Annotated in this window: 21 protein-coding genes; 5 read left to right on the plus strand and 16 right to left on the minus strand. The window is 71.7% G+C overall.

Annotated features, from left to right (window positions below; all coding sequences use genetic code 11):
* The coding region (locus AB0L89_RS40160; RefSeq protein ID WP_365152778.1) for an ATP-binding cassette domain-containing protein at positions 1-224 on the minus strand (224 nt) is incomplete at its 3' end.
* Positions 225-507: 283 nt separating this feature from the next.
* On the opposite strand from AB0L89_RS40160, the gene AB0L89_RS40165 reads away from it, so the two are divergent.
* The gene (locus tag AB0L89_RS40165) at positions 508-1,152 is read left to right on the plus strand and encodes a dihydrofolate reductase family protein (protein WP_365152780.1); all 645 of its coding nucleotides are present in this window, start codon (positions 508-510) and stop codon (positions 1,150-1,152) included.
* Between the two features lie 18 nt (positions 1,153-1,170).
* On the opposite strand, the gene AB0L89_RS40170 is transcribed toward AB0L89_RS40165, so the two are convergent.
* From AB0L89_RS40170 to AB0L89_RS40190, 5 genes are all read right to left on the minus strand, one after another.
* Positions 1,171-1,632 (minus strand): cyclic nucleotide-binding domain-containing protein, encoded by a 462-nt coding sequence (locus AB0L89_RS40170; protein WP_365152782.1) that lies wholly within the window; start codon positions 1,630-1,632, stop codon positions 1,171-1,173.
* A 97-nt stretch (positions 1,633-1,729) separates the two neighbouring features.
* Positions 1,730-2,344 carry a hypothetical protein gene (locus AB0L89_RS40175; RefSeq protein WP_365152784.1) on the minus strand — a complete coding sequence of 205 codons (615 nt, stop codon included), beginning with the start codon at positions 2,342-2,344 and terminating at the stop codon, positions 1,730-1,732.
* A gap of 4 nt (positions 2,345-2,348) precedes the next feature.
* Positions 2,349-2,870, minus strand: coding sequence for a flavodoxin domain-containing protein (locus AB0L89_RS40180; RefSeq protein WP_365152786.1), 522 nt, complete (start codon positions 2,868-2,870; stop codon positions 2,349-2,351).
* Positions 2,871-2,897: 27 nt separating this feature from the next.
* Positions 2,898-5,735: a GNAT family N-acetyltransferase gene (locus AB0L89_RS40185; protein WP_365152788.1), complete on the minus strand. Its 2,838-nt coding sequence runs from the start codon at positions 5,733-5,735 to the stop codon at positions 2,898-2,900.
* Positions 5,736-6,035: 300 nt separating this feature from the next.
* Complete coding sequence (locus AB0L89_RS40190; RefSeq protein ID WP_365152790.1) at positions 6,036-6,605, minus strand: DinB family protein; 570 nt, start codon at positions 6,603-6,605, stop codon at positions 6,036-6,038.
* 306 nt (positions 6,606-6,911) lie between these two features.
* Here AB0L89_RS40190 and AB0L89_RS40195 point away from each other — a divergent pair, with 306 nt between their 5' ends.
* Positions 6,912-8,258: a phosphatase PAP2 family protein gene (locus tag AB0L89_RS40195; protein WP_365152792.1), complete on the plus strand. Its 1,347-nt coding sequence runs from the start codon at positions 6,912-6,914 to the stop codon at positions 8,256-8,258.
* Between the two features lie 124 nt (positions 8,259-8,382).
* Here the strand turns inward: AB0L89_RS40195 and AB0L89_RS40200 are convergent, their stop codons facing one another.
* The 3 genes from AB0L89_RS40200 to AB0L89_RS40210 all read right to left on the minus strand — a co-directional run bounded on the left by AB0L89_RS40200 (position 8,383) and on the right by AB0L89_RS40210 (position 11,868).
* Positions 8,383-9,558, minus strand: a complete 1,176-nt coding sequence (locus AB0L89_RS40200; protein ID WP_365152794.1) for a serine hydrolase domain-containing protein — start codon at positions 9,556-9,558, stop codon at positions 8,383-8,385.
* A 155-nt stretch (positions 9,559-9,713) separates the two neighbouring features.
* Positions 9,714-11,216, minus strand: a complete 1,503-nt coding sequence (locus tag AB0L89_RS40205) for a UbiD family decarboxylase (protein WP_365152796.1) — start codon at positions 11,214-11,216, stop codon at positions 9,714-9,716.
* Positions 11,217-11,268: 52 nt separating this feature from the next.
* Positions 11,269-11,868 (minus strand): non-oxidative hydroxyarylic acid decarboxylases subunit B, encoded by a 600-nt coding sequence (locus AB0L89_RS40210; protein WP_365152798.1) that lies wholly within the window; start codon positions 11,866-11,868, stop codon positions 11,269-11,271.
* A gap of 195 nt (positions 11,869-12,063) precedes the next feature.
* On the opposite strand from AB0L89_RS40210, the gene AB0L89_RS40215 reads away from it, so the two are divergent.
* Positions 12,064-12,993 (plus strand): AraC family transcriptional regulator, encoded by a 930-nt coding sequence (locus tag AB0L89_RS40215; RefSeq protein ID WP_365152800.1) that lies wholly within the window; start codon positions 12,064-12,066, stop codon positions 12,991-12,993.
* Between the two features lie 96 nt (positions 12,994-13,089).
* Here the strand turns inward: AB0L89_RS40215 and AB0L89_RS40220 are convergent, their stop codons facing one another.
* From AB0L89_RS40220 to AB0L89_RS40240, 5 genes are all read right to left on the minus strand, one after another.
* Positions 13,090-14,811, minus strand: coding sequence for an acyl-CoA dehydrogenase family protein (locus AB0L89_RS40220; RefSeq protein ID WP_365152802.1), 1,722 nt, complete (start codon positions 14,809-14,811; stop codon positions 13,090-13,092).
* Positions 14,812-14,888: 77 nt separating this feature from the next.
* Positions 14,889-15,446, minus strand: coding sequence for a PadR family transcriptional regulator (locus AB0L89_RS40225; RefSeq protein WP_365152804.1), 558 nt, complete (start codon positions 15,444-15,446; stop codon positions 14,889-14,891).
* A gap of 126 nt (positions 15,447-15,572) precedes the next feature.
* Positions 15,573-16,379, minus strand: coding sequence for an SDR family oxidoreductase (locus AB0L89_RS40230; protein ID WP_365152806.1), 807 nt, complete (start codon positions 16,377-16,379; stop codon positions 15,573-15,575).
* 11 nt (positions 16,380-16,390) lie between these two features.
* Positions 16,391-17,668 (minus strand): NADH:flavin oxidoreductase, encoded by a 1,278-nt coding sequence (locus AB0L89_RS40235; protein WP_365152808.1) that lies wholly within the window; start codon positions 17,666-17,668, stop codon positions 16,391-16,393.
* A 40-nt stretch (positions 17,669-17,708) separates the two neighbouring features.
* Positions 17,709-18,317 carry a helix-turn-helix domain-containing protein gene (locus AB0L89_RS40240; protein ID WP_365152811.1) on the minus strand — a complete coding sequence of 203 codons (609 nt, stop codon included), beginning with the start codon at positions 18,315-18,317 and terminating at the stop codon, positions 17,709-17,711.
* A gap of 80 nt (positions 18,318-18,397) precedes the next feature.
* Here AB0L89_RS40240 and AB0L89_RS40245 point away from each other — a divergent pair, with 80 nt between their 5' ends.
* Together AB0L89_RS40245 and AB0L89_RS40250 are read left to right on the plus strand one after the other, a co-directional pair.
* On the plus strand, positions 18,398-18,829 hold the full coding sequence (locus AB0L89_RS40245; RefSeq protein ID WP_365152813.1) for a GNAT family N-acetyltransferase: 432 nt from the start codon (positions 18,398-18,400) through the stop codon (positions 18,827-18,829).
* Between the two features lie 211 nt (positions 18,830-19,040).
* Positions 19,041-19,931 carry a glycoside hydrolase family 16 protein gene (locus AB0L89_RS40250; RefSeq protein WP_365152815.1) on the plus strand — a complete coding sequence of 297 codons (891 nt, stop codon included), beginning with the start codon at positions 19,041-19,043 and terminating at the stop codon, positions 19,929-19,931.
* A gap of 7 nt (positions 19,932-19,938) precedes the next feature.
* Here AB0L89_RS40250 and AB0L89_RS40255 read toward each other — a convergent pair whose 3' ends face one another.
* Positions 19,939-21,474, minus strand: a complete 1,536-nt coding sequence (locus AB0L89_RS40255) for an FGGY-family carbohydrate kinase (protein ID WP_365152817.1) — start codon at positions 21,472-21,474, stop codon at positions 19,939-19,941.
* Positions 21,471-22,265, minus strand: a complete 795-nt coding sequence (locus tag AB0L89_RS40260) for an SDR family oxidoreductase (protein ID WP_365152819.1) — start codon at positions 22,263-22,265, stop codon at positions 21,471-21,473. The genes AB0L89_RS40255 and AB0L89_RS40260 overlap by 4 nt, the downstream gene beginning before the upstream one ends.
* Between the last annotated feature and the right edge of the window lie 182 nt (positions 22,266-22,447).

Consider the following 22,447-nt stretch of genomic DNA (forward strand, 5'->3'; position numbering starts at 1 on the left):
GCCAGGTCGTGGCCGCCGACGCGCAGGTCACCGGCGTCGGCGGTGACGAGCGTGGAGAGGATCTTGACGGCGGTGGTCTTGCCGGCGCCGTTCGGACCGAGCAGGGAGAAGATGCTCCCGCCCGGCACCACCAGGTCGATGCCGTCGAGGACCGCCTTGTCCCCGTAGGCCTTGCGCAGCCCCCTGGCCTCGATGGCGGGCGGCGGAGAGGTCGTCGTTGTCATGCCGCAGACGGTGTGGCACGACGGATTCAGCGCGGTTTCACGAGGGTTTCAGCGCTCCCGCGGCCCACTGGAGCCGGACCGGGGCATCATGCGCGCGCCGTCCTCGCGTCGTGACCGGGAGCCGCCCGGATGACGGATGTACGTTGTCCGTGCGCGGCCCCGAGACCCGCCCGGCCACCGCGATCGCGTCACTTCAGCCCGATCGACGCACGTCGGATCCCTCGCCGATGAGTTCTCGCGGCCCCGGCAGTCTCATCGTCGTCGACCGCAATGGAGGAATCACATGTCACAGCTGTTGAGGGTGCAGAACTTCACCGTCTCGCAGGACGGATTCGGCGCCGGGGAGGGCCAGAGCCTCAAGCGGCCGTTCGGCCACGCCGATCCCAGGACCATGTTCTCCTGGGCGGGCGCCACGGCGAGCTGGCCCGGTCGCACCGACCCCGGCGGCAGCCGCGGCCTCGACGACTACCTCACGCGCGACTTCACCCACAACATCGGCGCCGAGATCATGGGCCGCAACAAGTTCGGCCCCCAGCGCGGGCCCTGGACCGACCACGAGTGGCAGGGCTGGTGGGGCGACGAACCTCCCTTCCACACCCCCGTGTTCGTCATGACCCACCATCACCGTCCGTCCTTCACGCTCTCCGACACCACCTTCCACTTCGTCGACGGCTCCCCCGCCGACGTCCTCAAGCAGGCGCGTGAGGCCGCCGAGGGCAAGGACGTCCGCCTCGGCGGCGGAGCCACCACGGTCCGGGAGTTCCTCGACGCCGACCTCGTCGACACCCTGCACGTCGCCGTCTCGCCGGTGACGCTCGGTTCGGGCATCCGCCTCTGGGAGTCGCCCGACGAGCTGCTCGACCGCTACCACCTCGACGTGGTGCCCAGCCCCAGTGGTGTGACCCACCATCTGTTCTGGCGGCGCTGACGTCCGTGCCGGGCACCCTCAGCCTCGTACGCCGTCTCCGCTGCCGTAGGGCGCGTACAGGTCGAGCAGGCGGATCCTGGCGGCCTGCAACCGGTGTGCGAGGACCCGGCCGACCCATTGGCCGACGACCGCGCCCAGGGCGGTGTCGTCCTCGCACATCAGCCGGACCGCCTGCGCGTCGAACTCGTCGGCCCGCACCGGGCTCTGCGCCGACGCGCCGAGCTGCCACACATAGGGCGGGAACAGCCAGGACCAGCCGACGAGTTCGCCGTGGCCGAGCGTCTCGATCACGGGCGAGCGGCGGCCGGGGACGTGCATGTCGAGCACGACCGATCCGGTGCGGACGATCCAGAACCGGTCGGCGTGCCCGCCCTCCTCGAAGAGGCGGGTTCCGGCCGGGAAGGACACCTGTCGCGCGATCCTCATCAGGCGCTCGCGGTGCACCGTCGGCAGGGCGCTCAGCATGGTCGTGTTACTCATTCTTCCGGCTCCTTCTCCGCGTGTTCCTGTTTCTGCCGGGGCCCTCGTCGCCGTCTGATCCCCGAGGGCCCCGGCCGCTTCGGTCTCCCCCGACGCCTCACGTCCTGCGGCCGCTCCACCGCGGTCCTGTCAGCTCCCACGCCCGGTCCCACTCGGCCATCCTGCGGCGCTGGGCCAACACCCGCACCGCGAGCCACGTCCCTCCGCCGACGGCCGACACCATGAACACCGCCCCCACTCCCGCGGCCGTCGCGGCGCCCCACAGCTCGTCCTCGTCGAGGGGCGCCGGGGTGACCCGGCCCCGGGCGTCGAGCCACACGTCGGCCTTGCTGCCCGCGAGGGCACCGGCCGGGGCCTTGACCGTGGCGGTGCGGGTCCTGGCGGCGTGTGTCGTGGCGTCGCGGTCGGTCCAGCGGACCGTCACCAGACGGGTGCCGCGGACCTCGCTGCCGTCCGCGCCGATCGCGGGCGGCGGGGCGTCGCGGATCAGGGTGCCCCGCACGACGTGACGTTCGGCCCGTTGGCGTTCGGCCCTCGCCGCGGCGGTGTCGTACGTGGCGGAGCCTGCGACGACTCCCGCCAGGGGCGCGCCGACCACTGTCACGGCCCCCAGGACCAGGGTGGTCCACGCCTCGACGACGTCGCTGCGGCGGCGCAGCGGGTTGCGCCGCCAGCGCCATCCCCGGACCCGGGTGCACGGCCGGGCGCCCATGGCGTCAGTACCCCTCCGCGCGGCCCGCGAGCTCGCCTTTCAGCGCGGCGGCCACGCGCCGGGACCAGTCGCCGATCTGCTGGAAGTCACGGAAGTCGCCGCCCTTGCCGGACCGCAGGATCATGCGGGCGATGTGCCCCTTGGCACCGTCCTTCAGGCAGCCGCCGAAGGTGACGTGCTCGTGGGCGCCGATCGCCGTGAGCATGCGGTGCACGGCGGGCACGGGGGCGATGTCCCGTTCGCTCGCCGAGGCGTCCAGCGGTCCGCTGCTGAAGAGCCACACTTCCTTCGCGGCCAGCGCCCGGCGCCGGCGGCGGGCGAACCTGCGGGCGTCCCTGTGCCAGCGCCCCGCGTAGAGCGGGCTGCCGAGCACCACGCCGTCGTACTCCTCGATGCCTCCGATGTAGACCACCGGACGCAGGTCGGTCTCGATGCCCTCCTCGCGGAGGGTCCTGGTGATGGTGCCGGCTATCTCCGCGGTGGACCCGTTCTTCGTCGCGTAGGCGACGAGCATCCTGCCGGTCATGGCGGATGTCTCCTTTCGGTCTCGGGGTCAGCGCAGTCGCCTCAGATAGGGGTCGGGGGCGTCGCGCGGCAGGAGGCGTACGCGCACGTCGAGTGCCGTGACGCCGCCCGGCCACGCCAGGACGGGGTTGAGGTCGGCCTCGGTGAGCTGCGGCAGGTCGCAGGCCATGCGCGAGAGCCGGTGCAGCAGTTGCTCGATGCCCTCCAGGTCGACCGGGCCGCTGCCGCCGTGCCCGAAGAGCAGCGGGGCGCAGCGCGGCGCGGTGATCAGGTCGTGGACGTCCAGGTCGGTGAGCGGGGCGAGCCGGGCCGCCTGGTCGGCGAGCACTTCGGTGGCCGTGCCACCGAGGCCGAACAGCACCAGTGGCCCGAACACGTCGTCCTGGACGACGCCGGCGCACAGTTCCGTGCCGCGTTCGGCCAGCGGCTGGATCACGACGCCGGTGAGCAGCCCCTCGAAGCGGGTCGACAAGTCCCGGAACGCCGCCCGCACTTGGGTGTCGCCCTGCAGGTCGAGGTGGAGGGCCCGCTGTTCGCTCTTGTGCAGCAGGCCCGGCCAGTGCGCCTTCATGACGATGCGGCCGTCGGGCCTGCGCAGCCGTTCGGCGGCGATGACCGCGTCGTCCTCCGTCTCGGCCCAGGCCCAGGGCAGTTGGGGGATGTCGTAGCAGCCGAGCAGTTCCGCGCAGGTGCGCGGGCCGAGCCAGCCGCCGTCGGGGTGGGCGGCCAGGTGCGCATCGGCCACGGCGCGGGCGCGGGACGTGTCGACGTTCGCGAGGTCGGGGACGGTGCCGGGTGGCCGGGCCAGCCACTCGGCGCGGCGGACCGCGTGCGCCAGGGCGCAGGCGGCCATCTGGGGATCGGCGTACGAGGGGACGGAGCCGCTGCCCGCGCACGGGAGCAGTCGGACGGAGGCCTCCTGGTCGAGGCGGACCGCGGCGACCGTTCGGGAGCGACGGCCGGGGGCGCAGGTGAGGGCCCGGCGGAGATCGTCGCCGGTCGCCGCGGCGACCGCGGTGGGGACGAGGACCAGGAGGACGACGTCGGCGCAGCCGTCGCGCACCAGCCGGTCCACGCAGCGCCCCAGCTGATCCTCGGTGACGTCGGCGCGGGCGTCGACGGGATTGGCGGTGGTCGCGCCTTTGGGCAGGATGCCGTTGAGGTCGTCGACGACCTCGACGGGGAGCTTCGGGAGGGTGAGTCCGGCCTCGGCGCAGGCGTCGGCGGCGAGGACGCCCGCGCCACCCGCGTTGGTGACGACGACGACACGTCGGCCCGCGGGGGCGCGCTGGGAGTGCAGCAGGGCCGCGGTGCCGAGGAGTTCACCGATGCTGCGCGTGGCGATGATGCCCGCCTGGGTGAAGAGGGCCTGCCGCGTCATGGTCCGTGTCGCGGCCGCGGCGGAGTGCAGGGCGGCGGCCCGCCGTCCTTCCCTGGTGCGGCCGACGTCGACGGTGAGCACGGGGATCCGCCGGGTCACCCGGCGGGCGGTGCGCGAGAAGGCGCGTGGGTTCCCGAAGGATTCGAGGTGGAGCAGCACCAGGTCGGTGACGCCGTCGCTCTCCCACCACTGGAGCAGGTCGTTGCTGCTGACGTCGTACTTCTCGCCCAGCGACACGAAGCTGGAGATGCCGAGGCCGAGCCGGGAGAGGCCGTGGAGCATCGCGATGCCCACTCCCCCGGACTGGACGGCGACGCCCGTCATGCCGGGCCGGGGGTGCCCGGCGGCGAACGTCGCGTCGAGGGAGAGATCGGCGTCGATGGTGGCCACGCCCAGGGAGTTGGGGCCCACGAGACGCATGCCGTACCCACGGCACGCGGAGAGCAGCGCCTGTGCCTGTGCGGGGCCGAGGCCGCTCGTGATGACGACCAGCGCGCGCACGCCCGCCTTCCCGCATTCCTCGGCGGTGGCGGCGAGGAGCGAGGTGGGGACCGCGAGCACCGCCAGGTCGGGCACCTGCGGCAGCGCGGCCACCGAGGGGTGGCACGGGACGCTCAGGAGCGAGGTGGCGGTGGGGTGGAGGGCGTAGAGCTGCCGGTTGTAGCCGCCGGTGCGCAGGTTGCGCAGGACCGCCCGGCCGACCGAGCCCGCCTTGCGCCCGGCCCCGATCACGACGATCGACTCGGGCCGCAGGAGGGGGCGCAGGCTCGCCACTCCGGCCGCCCGCCCGCGCGTCTCGACGGCCGTCAGGTACGTCTCGTTCTCGGGTCCGGCGCCGTCGGCTTCCTCGTCGAGCCGGATGGTGCAGTGCACTTCGGGGCCCTCGAAGTGCCGGGCGGTGTGCAGTCCGAGGCCGGCGACTACCTTGAGGATCTCTTTGTCGTCGGCGAGCGCGTCGGCGGTGAACGCGGTGATGCCGTCGGCGCGGGCGGCCGAGACCAGGTGCTCCAGGAGCAGCGTGCCGATGCCCCGGTGCCGCAGGCCCTCCGCGACCGCGAGGGAGATCTCGGCGGTGGTGGAACGGGGCGGCCGAGCGGTGCCCGCCGCAGCCGTCTCCTGTGTCCGCTCGTACTCGCCCACGCCCACGATCCGGCCCCCGGTCTCGACGAGCAACGCGCGGCGCCCGGGGCGGGGTGGGGCGCAGGCGCGGTCGACGGCCTGCGCGGCGGACGGGCGGCTCCCCCCGAGGTACCTCGGGCGAAGGCTCTCCGGGGGCATGTGCGCGTACAGCTGCCGGAGTGGGGCACGGTCGCCGGGGCGGACGGGGCGGATGCGGGCCGTGGTCCCGTCGGCGAGCAGGGCGTGCACGGCGCGGGGTGCGCGCGCCCGGGACGGCGTCCGCTCGCCGTCACTGTCCGTATCCCCGCCCGTGTACGTCGCCGGGGCCAGGTCCTCCGCGTCCCTGCCCGGGGCCGAGTCCTTCATCGCGGACCTCCTGCCGCAGTCGCCCTCCCCCTCTCGTGTCGAGCATCGGCCCTGCCGGGCACGCCGGACAGGGACTGACCGGGCGCACCCCGGGGCCGATCGGCCCTTTGTGGGGGTGCCCGGCGACGGAGGGGGCAGGGCGGGGCGGATGAGGCGCAGGGCGTGTCGATGGACACGGTTCGGGAAGGGGGCGCTGCGCAGGATGGCGTACGCGGTGGCGTACCGAAGTACCGGCCGGCCTCGACCGCCCGGTGGTCGGGGGCGAGGCCGGCGCGGGCGGTCGGGCCGCCGCCTACTGCGTCACTGCCCGACGCGGCCGTCGACGCACTCGCGCAGCAGGTCCGCGTGCCCGCAGTGACGGGCGTACTCCTCGATCCGGTGGACCATGAGCTCCCGCACCGAGACGCCGTCCTTGCCCAGCCGCTCGCCCAGGTCGGGATGCCCGGCCAACGCGGCGTCCAGCGCGGTCTGCTCGCGCTCCAGGTCGGTGTACGCGGCGTCGACGACGGCCCGGTCCGCGACCGCGCCGTCGAAGTCCGCGTCCTTCGGGCCGTACACCCTCGGCAGCGGATCGCCGTCGGCGATCCAGTTGCGCCAGTCGCGCTCCACCTCGACGAGGTGGCGGAGGAGGCCGAGCAGGGACATCGTCGACGGCGGCACCGAGCGACGGGCCAGCTGCTCCGGGCTCAGGCCCTCGCACTTCATCCGCAGGGTCAGGCGGTAGTTCGCCAGGAAGTCGTCCAGTGTGGCGAGTTCGCCGTCCGGGCTGGTTCCTTCGCTGTTGCGGGGGTCCTTGTCCGGGTCCGCCCACATGTCGGGGTAGACGGTCGCCTGGGTCCATCGCGCGGGTTGGTCACTCATGTGCGTCATGTTCATCCGCGAGGGCCGGTACCGCCAGTGATTTGTCCACGGGCTTCGAGCGCCTTCGCCCGCGCGACCCCCACGTCGTCAACAGCACGCGTACCTGACGTCCCCCTTGTTTCGGCAAGCCGTGTCCCACGGCCGCTGCCATGGCCCGCGAACCCACCCGCAGCCCTCGGATAGCATGATCCGACTCACGACGATCGCCCGCATCGCCCGTCTTGTGCCGGGAAAGGGGCTATCTAGCACGAAGAGTGACTTACTTAAATAACCCCTAACAAATCGGTCAGACAATTGAGATCTAAGGCGTCGCGGGTGCTTTCGCGAATAAATCCCAGAGATACGACCGCCGTATGGCGCAGGCCGCGGGTGCTGCTGTGGGCCGCGGCGGGCGTGGTGACCCTCGGTTTTATGATCGCGCTGGAAATCGCCGCGCGTCATTACGGCATGCCGGGCCCGATCACCAACCAGGCGAAAGAGGTGATTTTCGCCCCGAAATCAGGGCCGCTGCTGTATGCCAGCATGGCTTTGATGATGGTGGTGTTCACCTGGCGGCAGCGTTTCATCGCCATTGGCGCCGCGATCGGCATCGACCTCGTCTTTTTCTTTGTGCGATGGCTCGTCGACGCCAAGATGATGTTCGGCAACGGCGCGTTGTGGGTCATTCTGGGCTGCGCGGTCATCGCCGTCACGCGTCGCACCGGCAAGGAGCGGGTGCTGCTCCTGAAGGGCGTGGGCCTCGGCCTGCTGCTGGTGGCCGGCCGCAAGACCGGTGACGCCTGGCTCCTGATCACGTCGAAGACCCGCCCGATGGTGCTCGACCAGTACGTGGCGACCGCCGATCACGCGCTGGGCAATCCGTCGTGGGTGATCGGCCGGATCGTCCGCGCCACCGGCTCGACCGGCGCCCACGTGCTCGACTGGGTCTACATCCAGCTGGCGGTCGCCGCGGTCGCCGCGGCGCTGTACCAGCTGCGTCATGTGGCGGCCGAGCGGCGCTTCCCGAAGCATCACCTGGTGCGTACGTTCCTGGTGATCGGCCTGCTCGGGCCGGGCATCTACATGATCTTCCCGGTGGTCGGGCCGATCTTCGCGTACGGCTGGGGGGCGTTCGGCACGGGCGCCGAGCACCTGGCAGTGTCGAACATCTGGCCGGACACCCCGCCGCCGCTCACGCCGCCGGAGCCGATGCTCTACGACGAGCTCACGCCACGCAACTGCATGCCCAGTCTGCACACGGCGTGGGCCACCGCGATCTTCATACATTCCCGCAGGGGTCCGCGCGTTCTGCGGTACGCGGGGACTTTCTGGCTGCTCGCCACGCTCGGCGCGACGCTGGGATTCGGCTACCACTACGGCGCGGACATCGTCGCCGGCGTGGTGTTCACGCTCACGATCGAGGCGGGGCTGCGCGCGCTCGACCGGGGCTGGGAGCGCTCCGGAATTCAGCTGGTCGCCTATGGTGCGACGGTCTTCACCGCGCTCCTGGTGTCGTACCGCTATCTGTCGGTGCAAATGGCCGATCTTCCGTGGCTCTTCGGTCCGCTGATCATTCTGTCGATGGTCTCCGTGATCTACCTCTACGTACGCACCATGAAAATGTGGGACCCGAAGCCGGAAGGCCCCCTGCAGAAGCCGGAGCCGCAGCCCGCGATGGTCTGACGCGGCTCGCGGCGGCGTGACGCACAACAAGATGGGGAGGGCCCCGGCCGTGGCCGGGGCCCTCCCCATCTCTGACAGGACCGCCACTCCTCCGCAGGGCGGAAGGCTTCCGTCGACGTTGGCGTCAGCGGCACAGCTCCCTGTCGAGGATCGTGTCCATCCGCTGCTTCGTCGGCTGGCCCGGTTGGGTCGTGACGGCGATGTTCATCGCGCGACCGTGCTGCCTGGCGCCGCCCCGGGTCTCGTAGCCGGTCGTGCTGCCGCCGTGGCCCCAGTAGACGTCGCCGCACGACAGCGGCGTGCTCACGAGCCCGAGGCCGTAGCGCGCGCCTTCGGGGAAGGGATAGCCCGCGGGGACCGTGGTCTGCATCTCGTCGAGTTCGTCTTCGTCCAGGAGGTGGCCGGCGAGGAGTTCGCTGTAGAAGCGGTTGAGGTCGGAGTCGGTGGAGATCATCTGGCCTGCCGCCCAGCCCCAGGAAGGGTCGAGTTCCGTGCCGTCGCGCAGCGGGGCGCCCGGTGCGTCCTGGTAGTAGCCCTTGGGGTGGGGTTCCCTGATCGTCACGTCACCGGGGGCAGGGAAGTAGGTGTGGCGCAGCCCGATGCGCTTGATGACGCGTCTGTCGATCTCCTCGGCAATGGAGTGGCCGGTGATCTTTTCGATGAGCAGGCCCGCGACGACGTAGTTGGTGTTGCTGTACGCCCATCCGTCGCCCGGATCGAACTCGGGCTCGTGCCGGAGGGCGATGTCGAGGAGTTCCCGGGGTTCGTAGCGGCGGATCTCCTCGTCGAGGTACTTCGTGTAGTTGGGCAGCCCGCTGGTGTGCTGAAGGAGGTTGCGGACGGTGATGCGGCCTCCGTCGATGCCGTTGCCGCGCAGGAGGTCCGGCAGGTAGAAGTCGACCGGCTTGTCCAGGCGGATCCTTCCCTCACCGACGAGTTGCAGCACCACCACCGCGGTGAACGCCTTGGTGTTGCTGCCGATCCGCACCTGGCCGTCCTCAGGAACCCCGGCGCCGGTGGCCAGGTCGCCGACTCCTGCGGTGTAGCTGCGGTTACGGCCTGCCCTGTCCTGCACGCTCGCCAGCGCGGCGGGCACCCCGTCGGAGTGCACCAGCGCGTTCAGGCCCTGGCGCACGCCGTCCGGCCGGGCGGCGGCGGACGCATCGGACGGCGCCACGCCGCCCAGCGCCGTGACGGCCACCGCCACGGCCGCGGCCGCCGCTGCCGCCGGTACGGCTCTGCGTCGGCCGCCCCTTCGCCCGGACGGACGGACGGACGCCTGCACTGTCTGCTCACGCATGAGCCAACTCCTACGGAATGAAGGGGAAATGAAGGGGATCGACGAAGTCGACGGGATGAGGTGCTGAAGTGATCGACCGGCCCTCAGCCTTCCGGACGTGATCATCCGCGGCGATCCCGCTGCCCACCCGACGCCAGGTGGGGTTGTCCCCCGTGTCAGCGAGCCGGATAGCCGTAACGCGTCCAGTTCGCCACGACCCGCTGCCGGAGTTCGCGGGGATACGAGGTGTGGAAGGACGCCGTCGTGCACTGGAAGTCCGCCGGCAGCAGGCAGTCGACGACCGCCTTCCCGCCCCGGGCCGCGGCGGCCTCCGCCGCGGTGAGGTAGGGGACCATCGGGATGCCCGGGGCCTTCGGGAAGGTGTGGTGGCCGGTCTCCGGATGGTTGCGGGTGGCCATGGCCCAGACGACCTGGCGGATGTCGGTGACGTCGATGTCGTCGTCGACGACGATCACCTTGGGCACCAGCCAGCCCGCGTGCGAGGCGAAGAGGACATCGGCGATGCGCGCCACCGCTTCGCCCGACGACATGCCGAGTTCGGTGCGTCGCGCACGGTCGAGCGAGACCACGAGCCAGCAGGTAGCCGCCTCGTACGAGCACCAGGCCAGATCGACGGGAAGTCCCGCCCCGCGCAGTACGTCGAGTGCCACGGCCGAGATCATCGTGCCCCAGACGGTGTGGTTCTCCTCGGGCGGCAGACCCGCGGCGCAGACCGGCAGGATCGGGTCGTCCCGATACGTCACCGCCTCGACGTGGAAGACCGGCTGCGGCTTGCCGTCCGGGAACGCGTACCCGTGGTACTCGCCCATCGGACCCTCGTCCGCCGTCTCGTCGCGACTGAGGTATCCCTCAAGTACGATCTCGGAGTTCGCGGGCACGTACAGACCGTTGGTCTCGGTGCCGACCACCTCGACCGGGGTGCCGGTGAGCGCACCGACGTAGCCGTCCTCGTTCACCCCTTCGGGCAGCGGCATCCCGGCGGCGGCGAGAGCCGCGGGCGGCGCGCCCAGCACCATCGCCCACGGAGTGTGCTCCCCCCGGTCCGACCACAGCTTCCGGATCATGCCGATGTGCTGCTGCGGCATCGCGGGGCCGACCAGGGTGGTGCGGTCACGGAGCATCGTGCGGGCCACGGACCAGCTCGTCCAGCGGCCGTCCGGGGTGCGCACCACGTGGAAGCCGTACGTGCCGAAGTACCGCCCGCCGTCCTCTTGGTGGAGCAGCGGCACCGGGAAGGCCTCCAGATCCACCGCGTCGCCGATGCGGACGTTCTGTTTGCAGGGGCCGGTGGCCACCTCGACGGGGGCGACGGGATCCGCGTGCAGGGCGCGGACCAAGTGCTCGACGATGTGGCGCGGGGTGGACGTGCGCGGCAGGCCGAAGTGGGTGGCGAGCCTGCCGTACGGCGTTCCGCTCCCCGGGTCGCCCAGGCCCGCGGGGGCGCCCAGGATCCGGTGACCGGGGGCGGCGCCCGTCAGTGAGGTGAACAGCGGTGCGGGCGCGCCCGTCTCGTAGGCGCGGCGTGTCACCGCACCGACTTCGAGATGCGGATCGACGCGCTGTCCGATCGCCACCGCGTCGCCGTCGGCGAGGAGCCGCTCGACGAAGGCCCGGAATTCGAGGGGAGGAGTGTTCTGGGGCGGAGTGTTCTGGGGCATGGCGGTTCCTTGGGTATGACCACGGGTGGTAATGGGCGGATGTGGTGCTGCGTCAGTTGGCTTGCGGGGACTGGCTGTTGGCGCGTGCGGCACGCATGCCCGTCCAGCGGCGTTCGTCGGGTGCGGGGACGCCGAGCTGGTCGAGGACGCGGGTCACCATGTGGTCGACGAGGTCGTCGATGGTGCGGGGGTGGTGGTAAAAGGCGGGCATCGGCGGGACGATGCGGGCGCCCATCCGCGCGAGCCCCAGCATGTTCTCCAGGTGGATCTCGCTGAGCGGTGTCTCGCGGGGCACGAGGACCAGCGGCCGCCCCTCCTTGAGGACGACGTCCGCCGCCCGGCCCACGAGGCCGTCCGCGTAACCGGTGCGGATGCCCGCGAGCGTCTTCATGCTGCAGGGCACGATGACCATGCCGTCGGTGCGGAAGGAGCCCGAGGAGATGGCGGCCCCTTGGTCGTCCGGGCCGTGGGTGACGTCCGCGAGCCCGGACAGGTCCCGCACCGTCCGCCCCGTCTCCAACTCGATGGTGGCGCGGGCCCAGCGGCTGAGCACCAGGTGCGTCTCGATCCCCGGATCGGCGGCGAGGCGCTCCAGCAGCCTCAGGCCGATGACTGCGCCGGTCGCTCCGGTCATGCCCACGATCAGTCGCACAGGTCCTGCCTCTCCGGCCGTCTTCCGGCCGCCCCTCCGGCTGCCTTCCCGGCGCCTTCCGGCCGCCTCTCCGGCATGCTCAATATCAGTCGCGCAGGAGCCCGCCGCACCTGTCGGACGCAGCGGCTGCGCGATGTCTTCCCTGTTCACGCTAGGGGTCCGGCATCGGAGAGGAGAGATAAGGTCGGGCAGGACATGAGCAGAAACGGACAGCCTGACGGCATCGTGGACTTCCCGTTCCCCGCCACCGCCGGTGGTCCGCCGGGAGTGGAGGTCACCGACCTGCGGGGGCTCGCCGCCCGGATCTCCCGGCTCGGCGACGGCGCGGGCGTGGCACGCGTACGCCTCGGGTTCCATCTGCTGGTGACCGTCCGCTCGGGGCGCCTGCCCTGCTCGGTGGACACGACCGGCTGCGTGATCGAGAGCGGCCATTGGCTGTGGGTGCGGCCGGGGCAGGTCTTCCGGGTCACAGCGGTGGACGACGGCTGGCCGGACGACGGGAGCCACCGGCCCCCGGCCACCGCGACCGTCGTCCTCTTCCAGGCGAGCTTCCTCGACCCGGCCACCATCAGCCGGGCCCGACTCGACCGCAGGGCCTGGCGGCTGCCCCTCTCCCCCGCTCCCGGCGCCGAGGAGCCGGTGCGGCGGACGCTGGAGTTGCTGGAGGACGAGTACCACCAGCCCGGAGGGCTGCCCCTGGAAGCCCACGTGGACGTGGTCCGCCATCTCCTGGCGGTCCTTGTGGTGCGGCTCAGCCACCTCCCGGGCGGGCACCGCAAGCAGGCAGCCGGGGACGAGACGTTCGTCCGCTTCCAGGCGGCCGTCGAGCGGGATTTCACGCGCAGCCATCAGGTCCAGGACTACGCCGCCCGGCTCGGCTACAGCGTCCGCTCACTGACCCGGGCCAGCAACGCGGCGGTCGGGCGCGGCGCGAAGGCCGTGATCGACGAGCGCCTGATCCTGGAGGCCAAACGTCTGCTCCTCCACACGCGGTTGCCCGCCCGCGCCGTCGCCGAGCGGCTCGGCTTTCCCAGCACGACCGTCTTCACCCGCTTCTTCCGGCACCACACGGGTGAGACCCCCACCGGTTTCCGGCGGCGGGCGCACGCGGAGCCGGCCGACTGACAACTGACGACCGGCGGTCGCACGCGTCGCCAGGACAACAGCCGCGGGGCGCCCCGGACCAGTGGTCACGAGGCGCCCCGCGGCGAACGGCGTGGGTTACGGCGCCATCTCGTACGTGCCGGAGAGTGCCGCGACACGCTCCCACACGCGCGCCGAGCGGGCGTCGTCGACGACGGGGCGGCGGACCGCGCCGAGGGCCCAGTTCTGCTGGGCCTCGGTGGCGGAGTCCTTGCCGTGCAGCTCGACGGCGTTCGCGGAGAAGTCCCGCACGAGGACGGCGAAGAGCTCGTCGAGGACGTCCTCGTCCAGTCCGGTGAGGCGGGCCTGCTCCAGGATCAGCTGGCCGTGCACGACCAGCGCGAACAGCTGGCCGACGGACAGGAGCAGGTCGAGGTCGCGGCTCTGCTCCTCGTCGGGCGCGGCGGTGGTCACGAACTCGCAGAGCGCGTCGGCCTGCTCGCGGAGGCGGGCGACGTTGGGCACCTCGGCGTACGCGTCGTAGGCGGCGCGCCAGTCGTGGAAGCGGATGGCGCCGAGGCCGCGGGCGGGTCCCTGCCGGAAGAGGAAGTCGTCGTCGGCCGCGTCGAGGCGGGTCGGGACGGGCTCGTACGCGGCCGGGTTCAGCAGGTGGTTGCCCATGAACTTGAGGATCAGGGCGAGGTTGACGTGGACCGTGCCCTCCAGCTTCGGCAGGCCGCGGATCTCGACGGCGGCCTGGGCGAAGTAGTTGTCCTTCTCGAAGCCCTTGGCGGCGATGACGTCCCACATCAGGTCGATGACCTTCTCGCCCTCGGTGGTCACCTTCATCTTCGTCATGGGGTTGAAGAGGAGGTAGCGGCGGTCGTCGGGCCCGGCGGAGCGGAAGTAGTCGACGGCGCGGTCGCTGAACAGCTTCATGCCGACGAGCCGTACGTACGCGTCGGTCAGCTCGCGGCGCACGTGCGGGAAGGCGGTGACGGGGCGGCCGTAGAGGATGCGGTTCTGGGCGTGGGTGACCGCCTCGTACATCGCGTGCTCGCAGATGCCGATGGAGGCGGTGCAGAGGTTGAACTTGCCGACGTTGACGGTGTTGAGCGCGGCGTCGAACGCGGCACGTCCGGTGTGCAGGACGTCCTCGGCGGCCACCGGGTAGTCCTCCAGGCGGAACTCGCTGACGTACTTGGAGGAGTCGACGACGTTCTTGACCAGGTGGTACGCCTCGTGGCGGCTGTCGGCGGCGAAGAAGACGTAGCCCTCGGGGCCCTCGACGTCGGTGCGGCGGCCGAAGACGGAGACGAGTCCGGCCTTGTTGCCGTTGCCGATGTAGTACTTGGAGCCGGTGGCCCGGAAGCCGCCGTTCCCGTCGGGCTCAAGGAGCATGTCGGTGGAGTAGATGTCGGCGCCGTGCGTCTTCTCCGAGAGGCCGAAGGCGAACACCTCGCCCTGGGAGAGGAGTTCGGCGGCGCGGGCGCGGGCGGCGGCGTTGTCGCTCTGCCAGACCGGGCCGAGGCCGAGGATGGTGACCTGCCAGGCGTACCAGTAGTCGAGCCCGTAGAAGCCGAAGATCTCGTTGAGGGCGGCGATGCGGGCGGTGTCCCAGCGCTTGTCCTGCTGCCCGTCCGCGGCGGCGGCCGGGGTGAGGAAGGTCGCGAACAGGCCTTCCTTGGCGGAGAACTCCAGGAAATCGGCGAGCCAGGCGCGGGAGCGGTAGTCCTCGATCAGCCGACGCTTGCCGCGCGCCTCGAACCAGTCCACGGTGGCGCGCAGCAGCCTGCGGGTCTCGGGGTCGAAGTGCTGCGGGTCGTAGGTGTTCGGGTTGAACAGCAGGCTGTCGGCCATGGCGGTTCGCCTTTCCGGCTGAGGGGGGTGAGAAGGGAGGGTGGTGGTGCGGGCGCGGCGGGCGGCCTCGCGGCGGCTCAGCGTGCGGGGCCGAGCCGGTGCAGGGTGGCGATCACGTCGTCGAGCCAGGCGAGCGTCATGCGCTCGTACACGATGCCGCCGCGCAGCACGACGTGCTGGAGCTCCTCGGCGGCGTCGAGCGTCTCGGGGGCCTCGGGCCCGGTGAAGTCGCGCCGCTCCCCCGCGAGGTAGTGCGCGAGCCGGTCGGCGTGCGCCCGGCGGTGCCGCTCGACCTCGTGGATCAGCGCGACCGGGTCGTCGAAGGCGGCGCCGCGGATCTTCACGGCGAGCTCGTGGCGGACGCTCTCCGGTTCGATCGGCTCGTGCAGCCACTGGGAGAGCGCGGTGCGCCCGTGGGCGGCGACGGAGTACTCCTTCTTGTCCGGCCTGTCCTGCTGCACCACCGCGCGGCCTTCGATCCAGCCGTCGCCCTCCATGCGCTTGAGGACGCGGTAGATCTGCTGGTGCGTGGCGGCCCAGAAGTAGCCGATGGACCGGTCGAACCGCCGGGCCAGCTCGTATCCGGAGCCCGGCTTCTCCAGCAGGGAGACGAGAATCGCGTGCTCAAGCGCCATGCCCGAATCCTTCTATGCAACTCGTTGCATAGACAAGCCGCGCCGGGCAGGTGAGACGCGGCTCACCCGGGCGACCACCCCTTCGGGGTACCCGTGAGGGTCCGCGTCTCCCTGCCGCGCGGGCGCTCAGCCCTGCTTCTCCCACACGGCCGGCCAGTCCCGGCCGCGCACCGCGGCGTCCAGGCCGCCGTCGCAGTACATCACCGTGCCCACGCAGTACGCGGATCTGGCGGACAGCAGGAACAGCACCGCTTCCGCGACCTCCTCGGGACGGCCGGGGCGGCCCGCGGGAATGGCGGCCAGGAACGCCTCGATGCCGGCCGAGATCTTGGGGTCCTCGCGCCCCGCCCGGGTCATGGGGGTGTCGATGTAGCCGGGCGCGACGGCGTTCAGGCGGATCCCGTCGGCGATGTAGTCGGCGGCGCGGGTCCGGGCGTAGTGGGCGAGGGCCGCTTTGGTGGCCGGGTAGGCGAGGACTCCGCCGTCGTCGCCCAGGGACTCGCTCAGGGCGCGGGCCGCTTCCTCGTCGCCGGTCAGGCAGGCTTCGGCGAGTTCGGGGTGCCAACCGGGCTGGGTCGTCGCGGAGTTGGACGAGGCGAGCACGACGGAGGACCGGCCGGCGGCGGCCAGGAGCGGTCGCAGCCCTTCCAGGAGGTCCACGGCCCCGAAGTAGTTGACGGAGACCAGCAGGCCCGGCGATCTCCCGGCCCCGCCGGCGATGCCCGCGAAGGGGACGAGGCCGTCGAGCCGCCCCTCGGAGAGCTCGGTGATCCCGGCGATCGCGGTGGTCCGGCCCGCCGGCTCGCCCAGGTCGGCGTTCACCTCGGCGCCGTGGCGGTCGACACCGATGACGCGGTGTCCTTGGCGGGTGAGCAGGGCCGCGACGCACGCGCCCAGGCCCGAGGCGGCGCCGGTGACGGCGAAGGTTCCCACGCTGTCTCCTCTCAGCGGTTCGTGGACGCGGGCGGCTGGAGATCGACCAGGACGCAGCGGGTCCCGGAGTAGATGGTCGGCATGCAGCGGTTGCAGTGGATGCACAGGGAGCGGGTGGGGCGTCCCGCCGCCCGGTCCTCGGCGAACCGCCGGACGAGGTCGGGTTCGCGGAGGAGGGCGCGGCCCATCGCCACGAACTCGAAGCCCTCGGCCATGGCACGCTCCGCCGTCCAGCGGTCCGCGATCCCGCCGAGGAGGATGAGCGGCAGTGAGAGCGCGGCCCGGAACTGCCGGGCGGAGTCGAGCAGATACGCCTCCTGATACGGGTAGGCGCGCAGGAACTTCTTGCCGAGCATCCGGACGCCGAACCGCTGCGGCCGCGGGAACGTGGCGGCGAACTCGCGGACGGGCGCGCCGCCGCGGAACAGGTACATGGGGTTGAGCAGAGAACTGCCCGCCGTCAGCTGGAGGGCGTCCACGCTGCCGTCCTGCTCCAGCCAGGCCGCGGTCCGCAGGCTCTCGTCGAGCCAGATGCCGCCGCCCACCCCGTCGTCCATATTGAGTTTGGCGGTCACGGCGATCGCCGAGCCGACCTCGTCCCTGACCGCCCGAGCCACCGCGCGGGCGACCTTGGCCCGGTTGGCGAGGGAGCCGCCGTACTCGTCCTTCCGCTTGTTCAGGCGGGGACTGAGGAAGGCGCTGGCGAAGTAGTTGTGGCCGAGGTGGATCTCCACGGCGTCGAAACCGGCGTCCAGTGCCGTGCGGGCGGCGCGTGCGTGGGCGCGGACGATCCGGGCGATGTCGTCCCGGGTGGCTGCGCGGACGACGCGGAGGCTCACCTTGCTCAGGAGGCGGCTCGGCGCGAGGGCGGGCAGGCCGTTGGACGCGGCGTCGGCGACGGGTCCCGCGTGACCGATTTGCGCGGAGATCGCGGCGCCCTCCGCGTGGACGGCGTCGGCCAGGCGGCGCAGTCCGGGCAGCGCCTCGGGCCGCATGTGGATCTGGTCGCGTTCCGTGCGCCCCTCGGGTGCGACGGCGCAGTAGGCGACGGTGGTCATGCCGACGCCACCGGCGGCCGGGCGCCGGTGGTACTCGATCAGGTCGTCGCTGACCAGGGCGCCGCGGGTGGCTCCTTCGAAGGTGGCCGCCTTGATCACGCGGTTGCGCAGGGTGAGGGGGCCGAGACGGGCCGGCGCCAGCAGGTCGGGCGCGTGGCCCTGCCCGGCCCCGGCCGGTTCCTCGTCCGATGGGGCACGAGCCGTACGAGCGGAGTCCGCGGAGGGCGGCATGGGCGGTCAACTCCTCAACTGTCGTGCGGTGGGTTGGCGTTCAGGAACTGTCAATCGGTGGGCGGGCGTTCAGGCCGGCGGCGATGAAGGACGTGACCGACCGCGTCGAGGGTCGGGGGGTACGGCCCAGTTCGGCGGCGGGCGCCTGCGGCTCCCCGTACAGCTGGAGCAGCAGGTCGAACGTCATCCGCCAGCGATGGGCGACCTCCTCGTGGGGCAGGTCGGGCCGGGCCGCGCTCAGGAGTCGCTGCCACGGCGCGTACCCGAACCAGTGGGCGTCGAACGGCAGCTGACGGCGGCGCAGCACGACGCGTGCGAGGAGGTGGACCAGCAGTCTGCCGCGCGGCTTCTCCGTCAGCTCGTCGAGGGGGCGTACGAGTACGGCGACCAGTTCGTCGACGTCCACCGTCCCGCCCTCGTCCAGCCGTCGCTCCACCTCGGCGAGCGGCTCCGCCCACAGCGGACCGAGCCGGTTCTGCAGCAGCGCGGCGACCAGGTCCTCCTTCGTGCCGAAGTGGTAGTGAACAGCGGCCGGGTTCATCCCCGCCGCGGCGTTGACGGCGCGGACCGACACCTTCTCGTAGCCGTGATCGAGGAAGAGCCGTTCCGCCGCGTCGAGCAGCGCGGCCCGGGTGGAATCGGTGGCCATGCGCCCAGGAGAGCACCGGACGCCGAAAGTTTCCATCACTGATGGAAAAGTACTTCCCTCGCACCCTTACGATGTAATACATGACATCGCTCAGTGACTCTTACGACCTGCGTACCGGAGTGCCGTCCGTCGAGGACTACCGCCGCCTGCGGACCGACGCGGGCCTCTCCGACAAGGATCCCGCGGCCGCCGCGATCGCCCTCCCGAACACCTGGCACGGCGTGGTGCTGCACCACGAGGGCACGCCGATCGGCATGGGACGGATCATCGGGGACGGCGGCACCGCGTTCCAGGTCGTCGACATCTGCGTGCACCCCGACCATCAGGGGCGCGGTCTCGGCAGGCACATCATGGCCGCGCTCACCGAGGAGCTGGAGCGCCGCGCGCCCGCGACCGCGTACGTCTCACTGATCGCCGACGGCCCGGCGCGCTTCCTGTACGAGAAGTTCGGCTTCGCGGACACCGCCGCGCACGGCTCGATCGGCATGTACCGCTTCATGCGGGCGCGTTGAGACAGTCGAGACATCGGACGAGGTTGGTCCGCACCAACTCCTTGACGCCCCAGGGGAGTCACCCTTAAATCAAGTACTGAACAAAGCGCCGCGACAATCCTCCCGCCGCGTTCAGTTCTCGACCGTATTTTGTCATGCGCATGCACTTCTGCATCACCCTCACACCCCAGAGAAGCCACATACGCCCCCCACACAAAGCGATGTGATGACAATGCGCCTCCCCCTCCGCCGCCGCACCAAACTCGGCGTGCTCGCCCTGACCTGCGGCGCCCTCACCCTGACCGCGCTGCCCACCGGGGCCTCGGCCGAGCCCGCGCCCCGCTCCCCCTCCGCCGCATCCAAGGCCGCCACGTTCACCGACGACTTCGACGGCCCCGCGGGGTCGGCGGTCGACGGGTCGAAGTGGCAGATCGAGACCGGCGACAACGTCAACAACCACGAGCGGCAGTACTACACCGCGGGCAACAACAACGCCGCGCTGGACGGCCAGGGCAACCTGGTCATCACCGCCCGCAAGGAGAACCCCGGCAACTACCAGTGCTGGTACGGAAGGTGCGAGTACACCTCGGCCCGGCTGAACACCTCCGGCAAGTTCACCCAGACCTACGGCCACGTCGAGGCGCGGATGAAGGTCCCGCGCGGCCAGGGCATGTGGCCCGCCTTCTGGATGCTCGGCGCCGACATCGGTGACGTGGGCTGGCCGAACAGCGGTGAGATCGACATCATGGAGAACGTCGGCTTCGAACCGGGCACCGTGCACGGCACCCTGCACGGTCCTGGCTACTCCGGCTCGGGCGGCATCGGCGCGGGCTACACACTGCCCGGCGGCGAGGCGTTCGCGGACAAGTTCCACACGTTCGCCGTGGACTGGTCACCGAACAAGGTCACGTGGTCCGTCGACGGCAACGTCTACCAGACCCGCACCCCCGCCGACCTCAACGGCAACCGCTGGGTCTTCGACAAGCCCTTCTTCCTGATCCTGAACCTCGCGGTCGGCGGATACTGGCCCGGCGACCCCGACGGCAGCACCCAGTTCCCACAGCAGCTCGTCGTCGACTACGTCCGTGTGGCCACCAGCAACGCGGCGGCGCCCAAGAGTTGAGACAGCGTCAGGACTCCGGCGGCGCGCCGCTGTCGGCGCGCTGCCGGGCGGCCAGGGCGTGCGCGGCCTCACGGGTCGCGGGATACAGGTCCAGATAGAGCCCGTAGAGCTCGTCGTAGACGGCGGCCGCGGCGGCGTCCGGGGTGACGACGTCGACCGTCGGATTCCAGTGCGCGATGTCGCCGGGTTCGGCGAGCCCGGCCCCGACGGCCGCCAGGAACGCGTCGCCGTACGCGGCGCCGATGGTGTGGCGCGGCAGGTGCTGCGCGCGCCCGGTGACGTCGGAGACGATCCGCGTCCACAGCGCGTGGGCGCCGCCGCCGACCGCGACCAGGCGGTCGGCGGCGGCGCCCGCCTCGCTCATCGCGGCGAGGTTGTGCCGCACGCCGTACGCGGTGGCCTCCAGCGCGGCACGGTAGAGGTGACCGCGCCCGTGACGCAGCGTCAGGCCGTGCACGAGCCCTCGGGCGTCGGGGTCGAAGAGCGGGGTGCGCTCCCCCGCGAAGTACGGCAGCATCACGAGCCCCTCGGCGCCGGGCGGCAACTGGGCCGCTTCGGCGGTGAGTTGCTCGTACGACGTACCGGTCAGGTCCCGCAGCCAGCCGGTGACCGCGCCCGAGGTCGCCATGCCCGCCGCCAGGCAGTACGTCCCCTCGAACGCCCCCGCCGTGCCCCACAGGCGCGGGCTGCTCAGGGGCCGCTCCAGGGTGGCGACCAGGAACATCGTCGTGCCGTACATCAGCATGAGGTCGCCGGGGGCCGCCACGCCGACACCCACGGCCTCGGCCCAGGCGTCGACGGTTCCCGCGACGACGGGCGTGCCCGCCGGGATGCCGGTCCGGGCCTCGGCCTCGGGCGTGACGGTGCCCACGGGCTCGGCGGGCCAGACGAGTTCGGGCCAGGTGAGGCCCGGCGCGATCTCCTCACAGCGCTCGGTGATCCAGGAGCGCTCCGCCAGGTCGTAGAGCGGTGTGCACTGGCTCGCCGAGTGGTGGTCGAGGACGTACCGGCCGGTGAGGCGGTGCACGAGATACGAACTGGCCATGTACCAGCGGTCGGTGGCCGCGTACGCCGACGGCTCGTGGCGGCGCAGCCAGGCCAGTTTGGGGCCGATGGCCTGGCTCGTCAGGGGTGAGCCGCAGCGGCGGATGATCTCCTCGGGGCCGTAGCGTTCGTTCTGCTCGGCGATCTCGGCGACGGCGCGCGTGTCGACGCCGTAGAGAATCGCCGGACGGACCGGCGTGCCCCGGTCGTCCGTCGGCAGCAGACAGGGCCCGATGCCGCTGACGCCGACCGCGGCGAGCGCCTCCCCCGCAGGCCGCCGCGTCAGCAACTCCTGCGCCAGCGAATGGAATTCTGCCCACCACACCCGCTCGGCGTCGTGCTCGAACCAGCCGGGGAAAGGCGTGGACGTCGTGTGCTCGCGCCGCGCCCGGGCGACGAGCGTGCCGTCGCGGCGGACCAGAACTCCCTTGGCGGAGGACGTGCCGATGTCGATGCCGAGCAGGAGACCGGCACCGGCGCCCTCAAAGGTGGCGGTCACGGGACGATCGAGTCCACGTAGCCGCCGTCGACCCGCACCGCGCCGCCCGTCGTCGCGGAGGCCAGCGGCGAGCTGAGATAGACCACCATGTTCGCGATCTCCTCCGGCTCGATGAGCCGCTGGAGCAGCGACTGCGGACGGTGCTTGAGCATGAACTCGCGCTGCGCCTCGTCCCAGGGCAGGGCGGAGTCGACCAGCTCGTACACGAAGTCCTCGACGCCGCCGGTGTGCGTGGGGCCCGCGATCACGGAGTTCACCGTGACGCCCGACCCCGCCGCTTCCTTGGCGAAGCCACGGGACACCGCGAGGAGCGCGGTCTTCGACGTGCCGTAGTGGATCATCTCGGCGGGGGTGACGATCGCCGAGTCGCTGGCGATGTTCTGGACCCGGCCCCACGAGCGGTCCTTCATCCCCGGCAGATAGTGGCGGATCATCCGCACCGCCGTCAGCACGTTCACCTCGAAGTAGCGGCGCCATTCGTCGTCGCTGATGTCGAGGGCGCCCTCGGCCCCGAAGATGCCGAGGTTGTTGACGAGGATGTCCGTCTGCGGCAGGGCCGTGAAGACCTGCCGGGCGCCGTCCTCGGTGGAGATGGCACCGGGCGCGTGGAGGAACTCGGCGTCTCCGGCCTCCTCCTTCAGCCGTTCCACCGCCTTGCCGACGGATTCCGCGGACCGGCCGTTCACCGCGACCCGCGCACCCGCCCGCGCGAGGCCGGCCGCGATGGCCGCGCCGATTCCCTGGGTCGAGCCGGTCACGAGGGCGGTCCTGCCGGACAGATCGATGATCATGCTGCGTACCTCCTGCTGCGGTGTGACGGATGGCCGTCGGCTCGCGTGCGCTGCTCCTCGCCTGCGCGCACGAGCGCACGCACTCGGGTGCGAGCCGGCGCGGATGGCCTCGTACGTCAGTAGATCACCCGGGCGGGCGGCGGCCGAGGACGCCGAGCGCGAATCGGCCGCCCGGCGACCAC

Origin of the sequence: Streptomyces sp. NPDC052114 (assembly GCF_040680155.1) — a bacterium.
Classification (GTDB): Bacteria; Actinomycetota; Actinomycetes; order Streptomycetales; family Streptomycetaceae; genus Streptomyces.

Bases quoted from the DNA above. Each gene is read 5' to 3' on its own strand.
- AB0L89_RS40165 (WP_365152780.1), top strand. From the start codon at position 508: ATGTCACAGCTGTTGAGGGTGCAGAACTTCACCGTCTCGCAGGACGGA.
- AB0L89_RS40170 (WP_365152782.1), bottom strand. From the start codon at position 1,632: ATGAGTAACACGACCATGCTGAGCGCCCTGCCGACGGTGCACCGCGAG.
- AB0L89_RS40175 (WP_365152784.1), bottom strand. From the start codon at position 2,344: ATGGGCGCCCGGCCGTGCACCCGGGTCCGGGGATGGCGCTGGCGGCGC.
- AB0L89_RS40180 (WP_365152786.1), bottom strand. From the start codon at position 2,870: ATGACCGGCAGGATGCTCGTCGCCTACGCGACGAAGAACGGGTCCACC.
- AB0L89_RS40185 (WP_365152788.1), bottom strand. From the start codon at position 5,735: ATGAAGGACTCGGCCCCGGGCAGGGACGCGGAGGACCTGGCCCCGGCG.
- AB0L89_RS40190 (WP_365152790.1), bottom strand. From the start codon at position 6,605: ATGACGCACATGAGTGACCAACCCGCGCGATGGACCCAGGCGACCGTC.
- AB0L89_RS40200 (WP_365152794.1), bottom strand. From the start codon at position 9,558: ATGCGTGAGCAGACAGTGCAGGCGTCCGTCCGTCCGTCCGGGCGAAGG.
- AB0L89_RS40205 (WP_365152796.1), bottom strand. From the start codon at position 11,216: ATGCCCCAGAACACTCCGCCCCAGAACACTCCTCCCCTCGAATTCCGG.
- AB0L89_RS40215 (WP_365152800.1), top strand. From the start codon at position 12,064: ATGAGCAGAAACGGACAGCCTGACGGCATCGTGGACTTCCCGTTCCCC.
- AB0L89_RS40220 (WP_365152802.1), bottom strand. From the start codon at position 14,811: ATGGCCGACAGCCTGCTGTTCAACCCGAACACCTACGACCCGCAGCAC.
- AB0L89_RS40225 (WP_365152804.1), bottom strand. From the start codon at position 15,446: ATGGCGCTTGAGCACGCGATTCTCGTCTCCCTGCTGGAGAAGCCGGGC.
- AB0L89_RS40235 (WP_365152808.1), bottom strand. From the start codon at position 17,668: ATGCCGCCCTCCGCGGACTCCGCTCGTACGGCTCGTGCCCCATCGGAC.
- AB0L89_RS40240 (WP_365152811.1), bottom strand. From the start codon at position 18,317: ATGGCCACCGATTCCACCCGGGCCGCGCTGCTCGACGCGGCGGAACGG.
- AB0L89_RS40245 (WP_365152813.1), top strand. From the start codon at position 18,398: ATGACATCGCTCAGTGACTCTTACGACCTGCGTACCGGAGTGCCGTCC.
- AB0L89_RS40250 (WP_365152815.1), top strand. From the start codon at position 19,041: ATGCGCCTCCCCCTCCGCCGCCGCACCAAACTCGGCGTGCTCGCCCTG.
- AB0L89_RS40260 (WP_365152819.1), bottom strand. From the start codon at position 22,265: ATGATCATCGATCTGTCCGGCAGGACCGCCCTCGTGACCGGCTCGACC.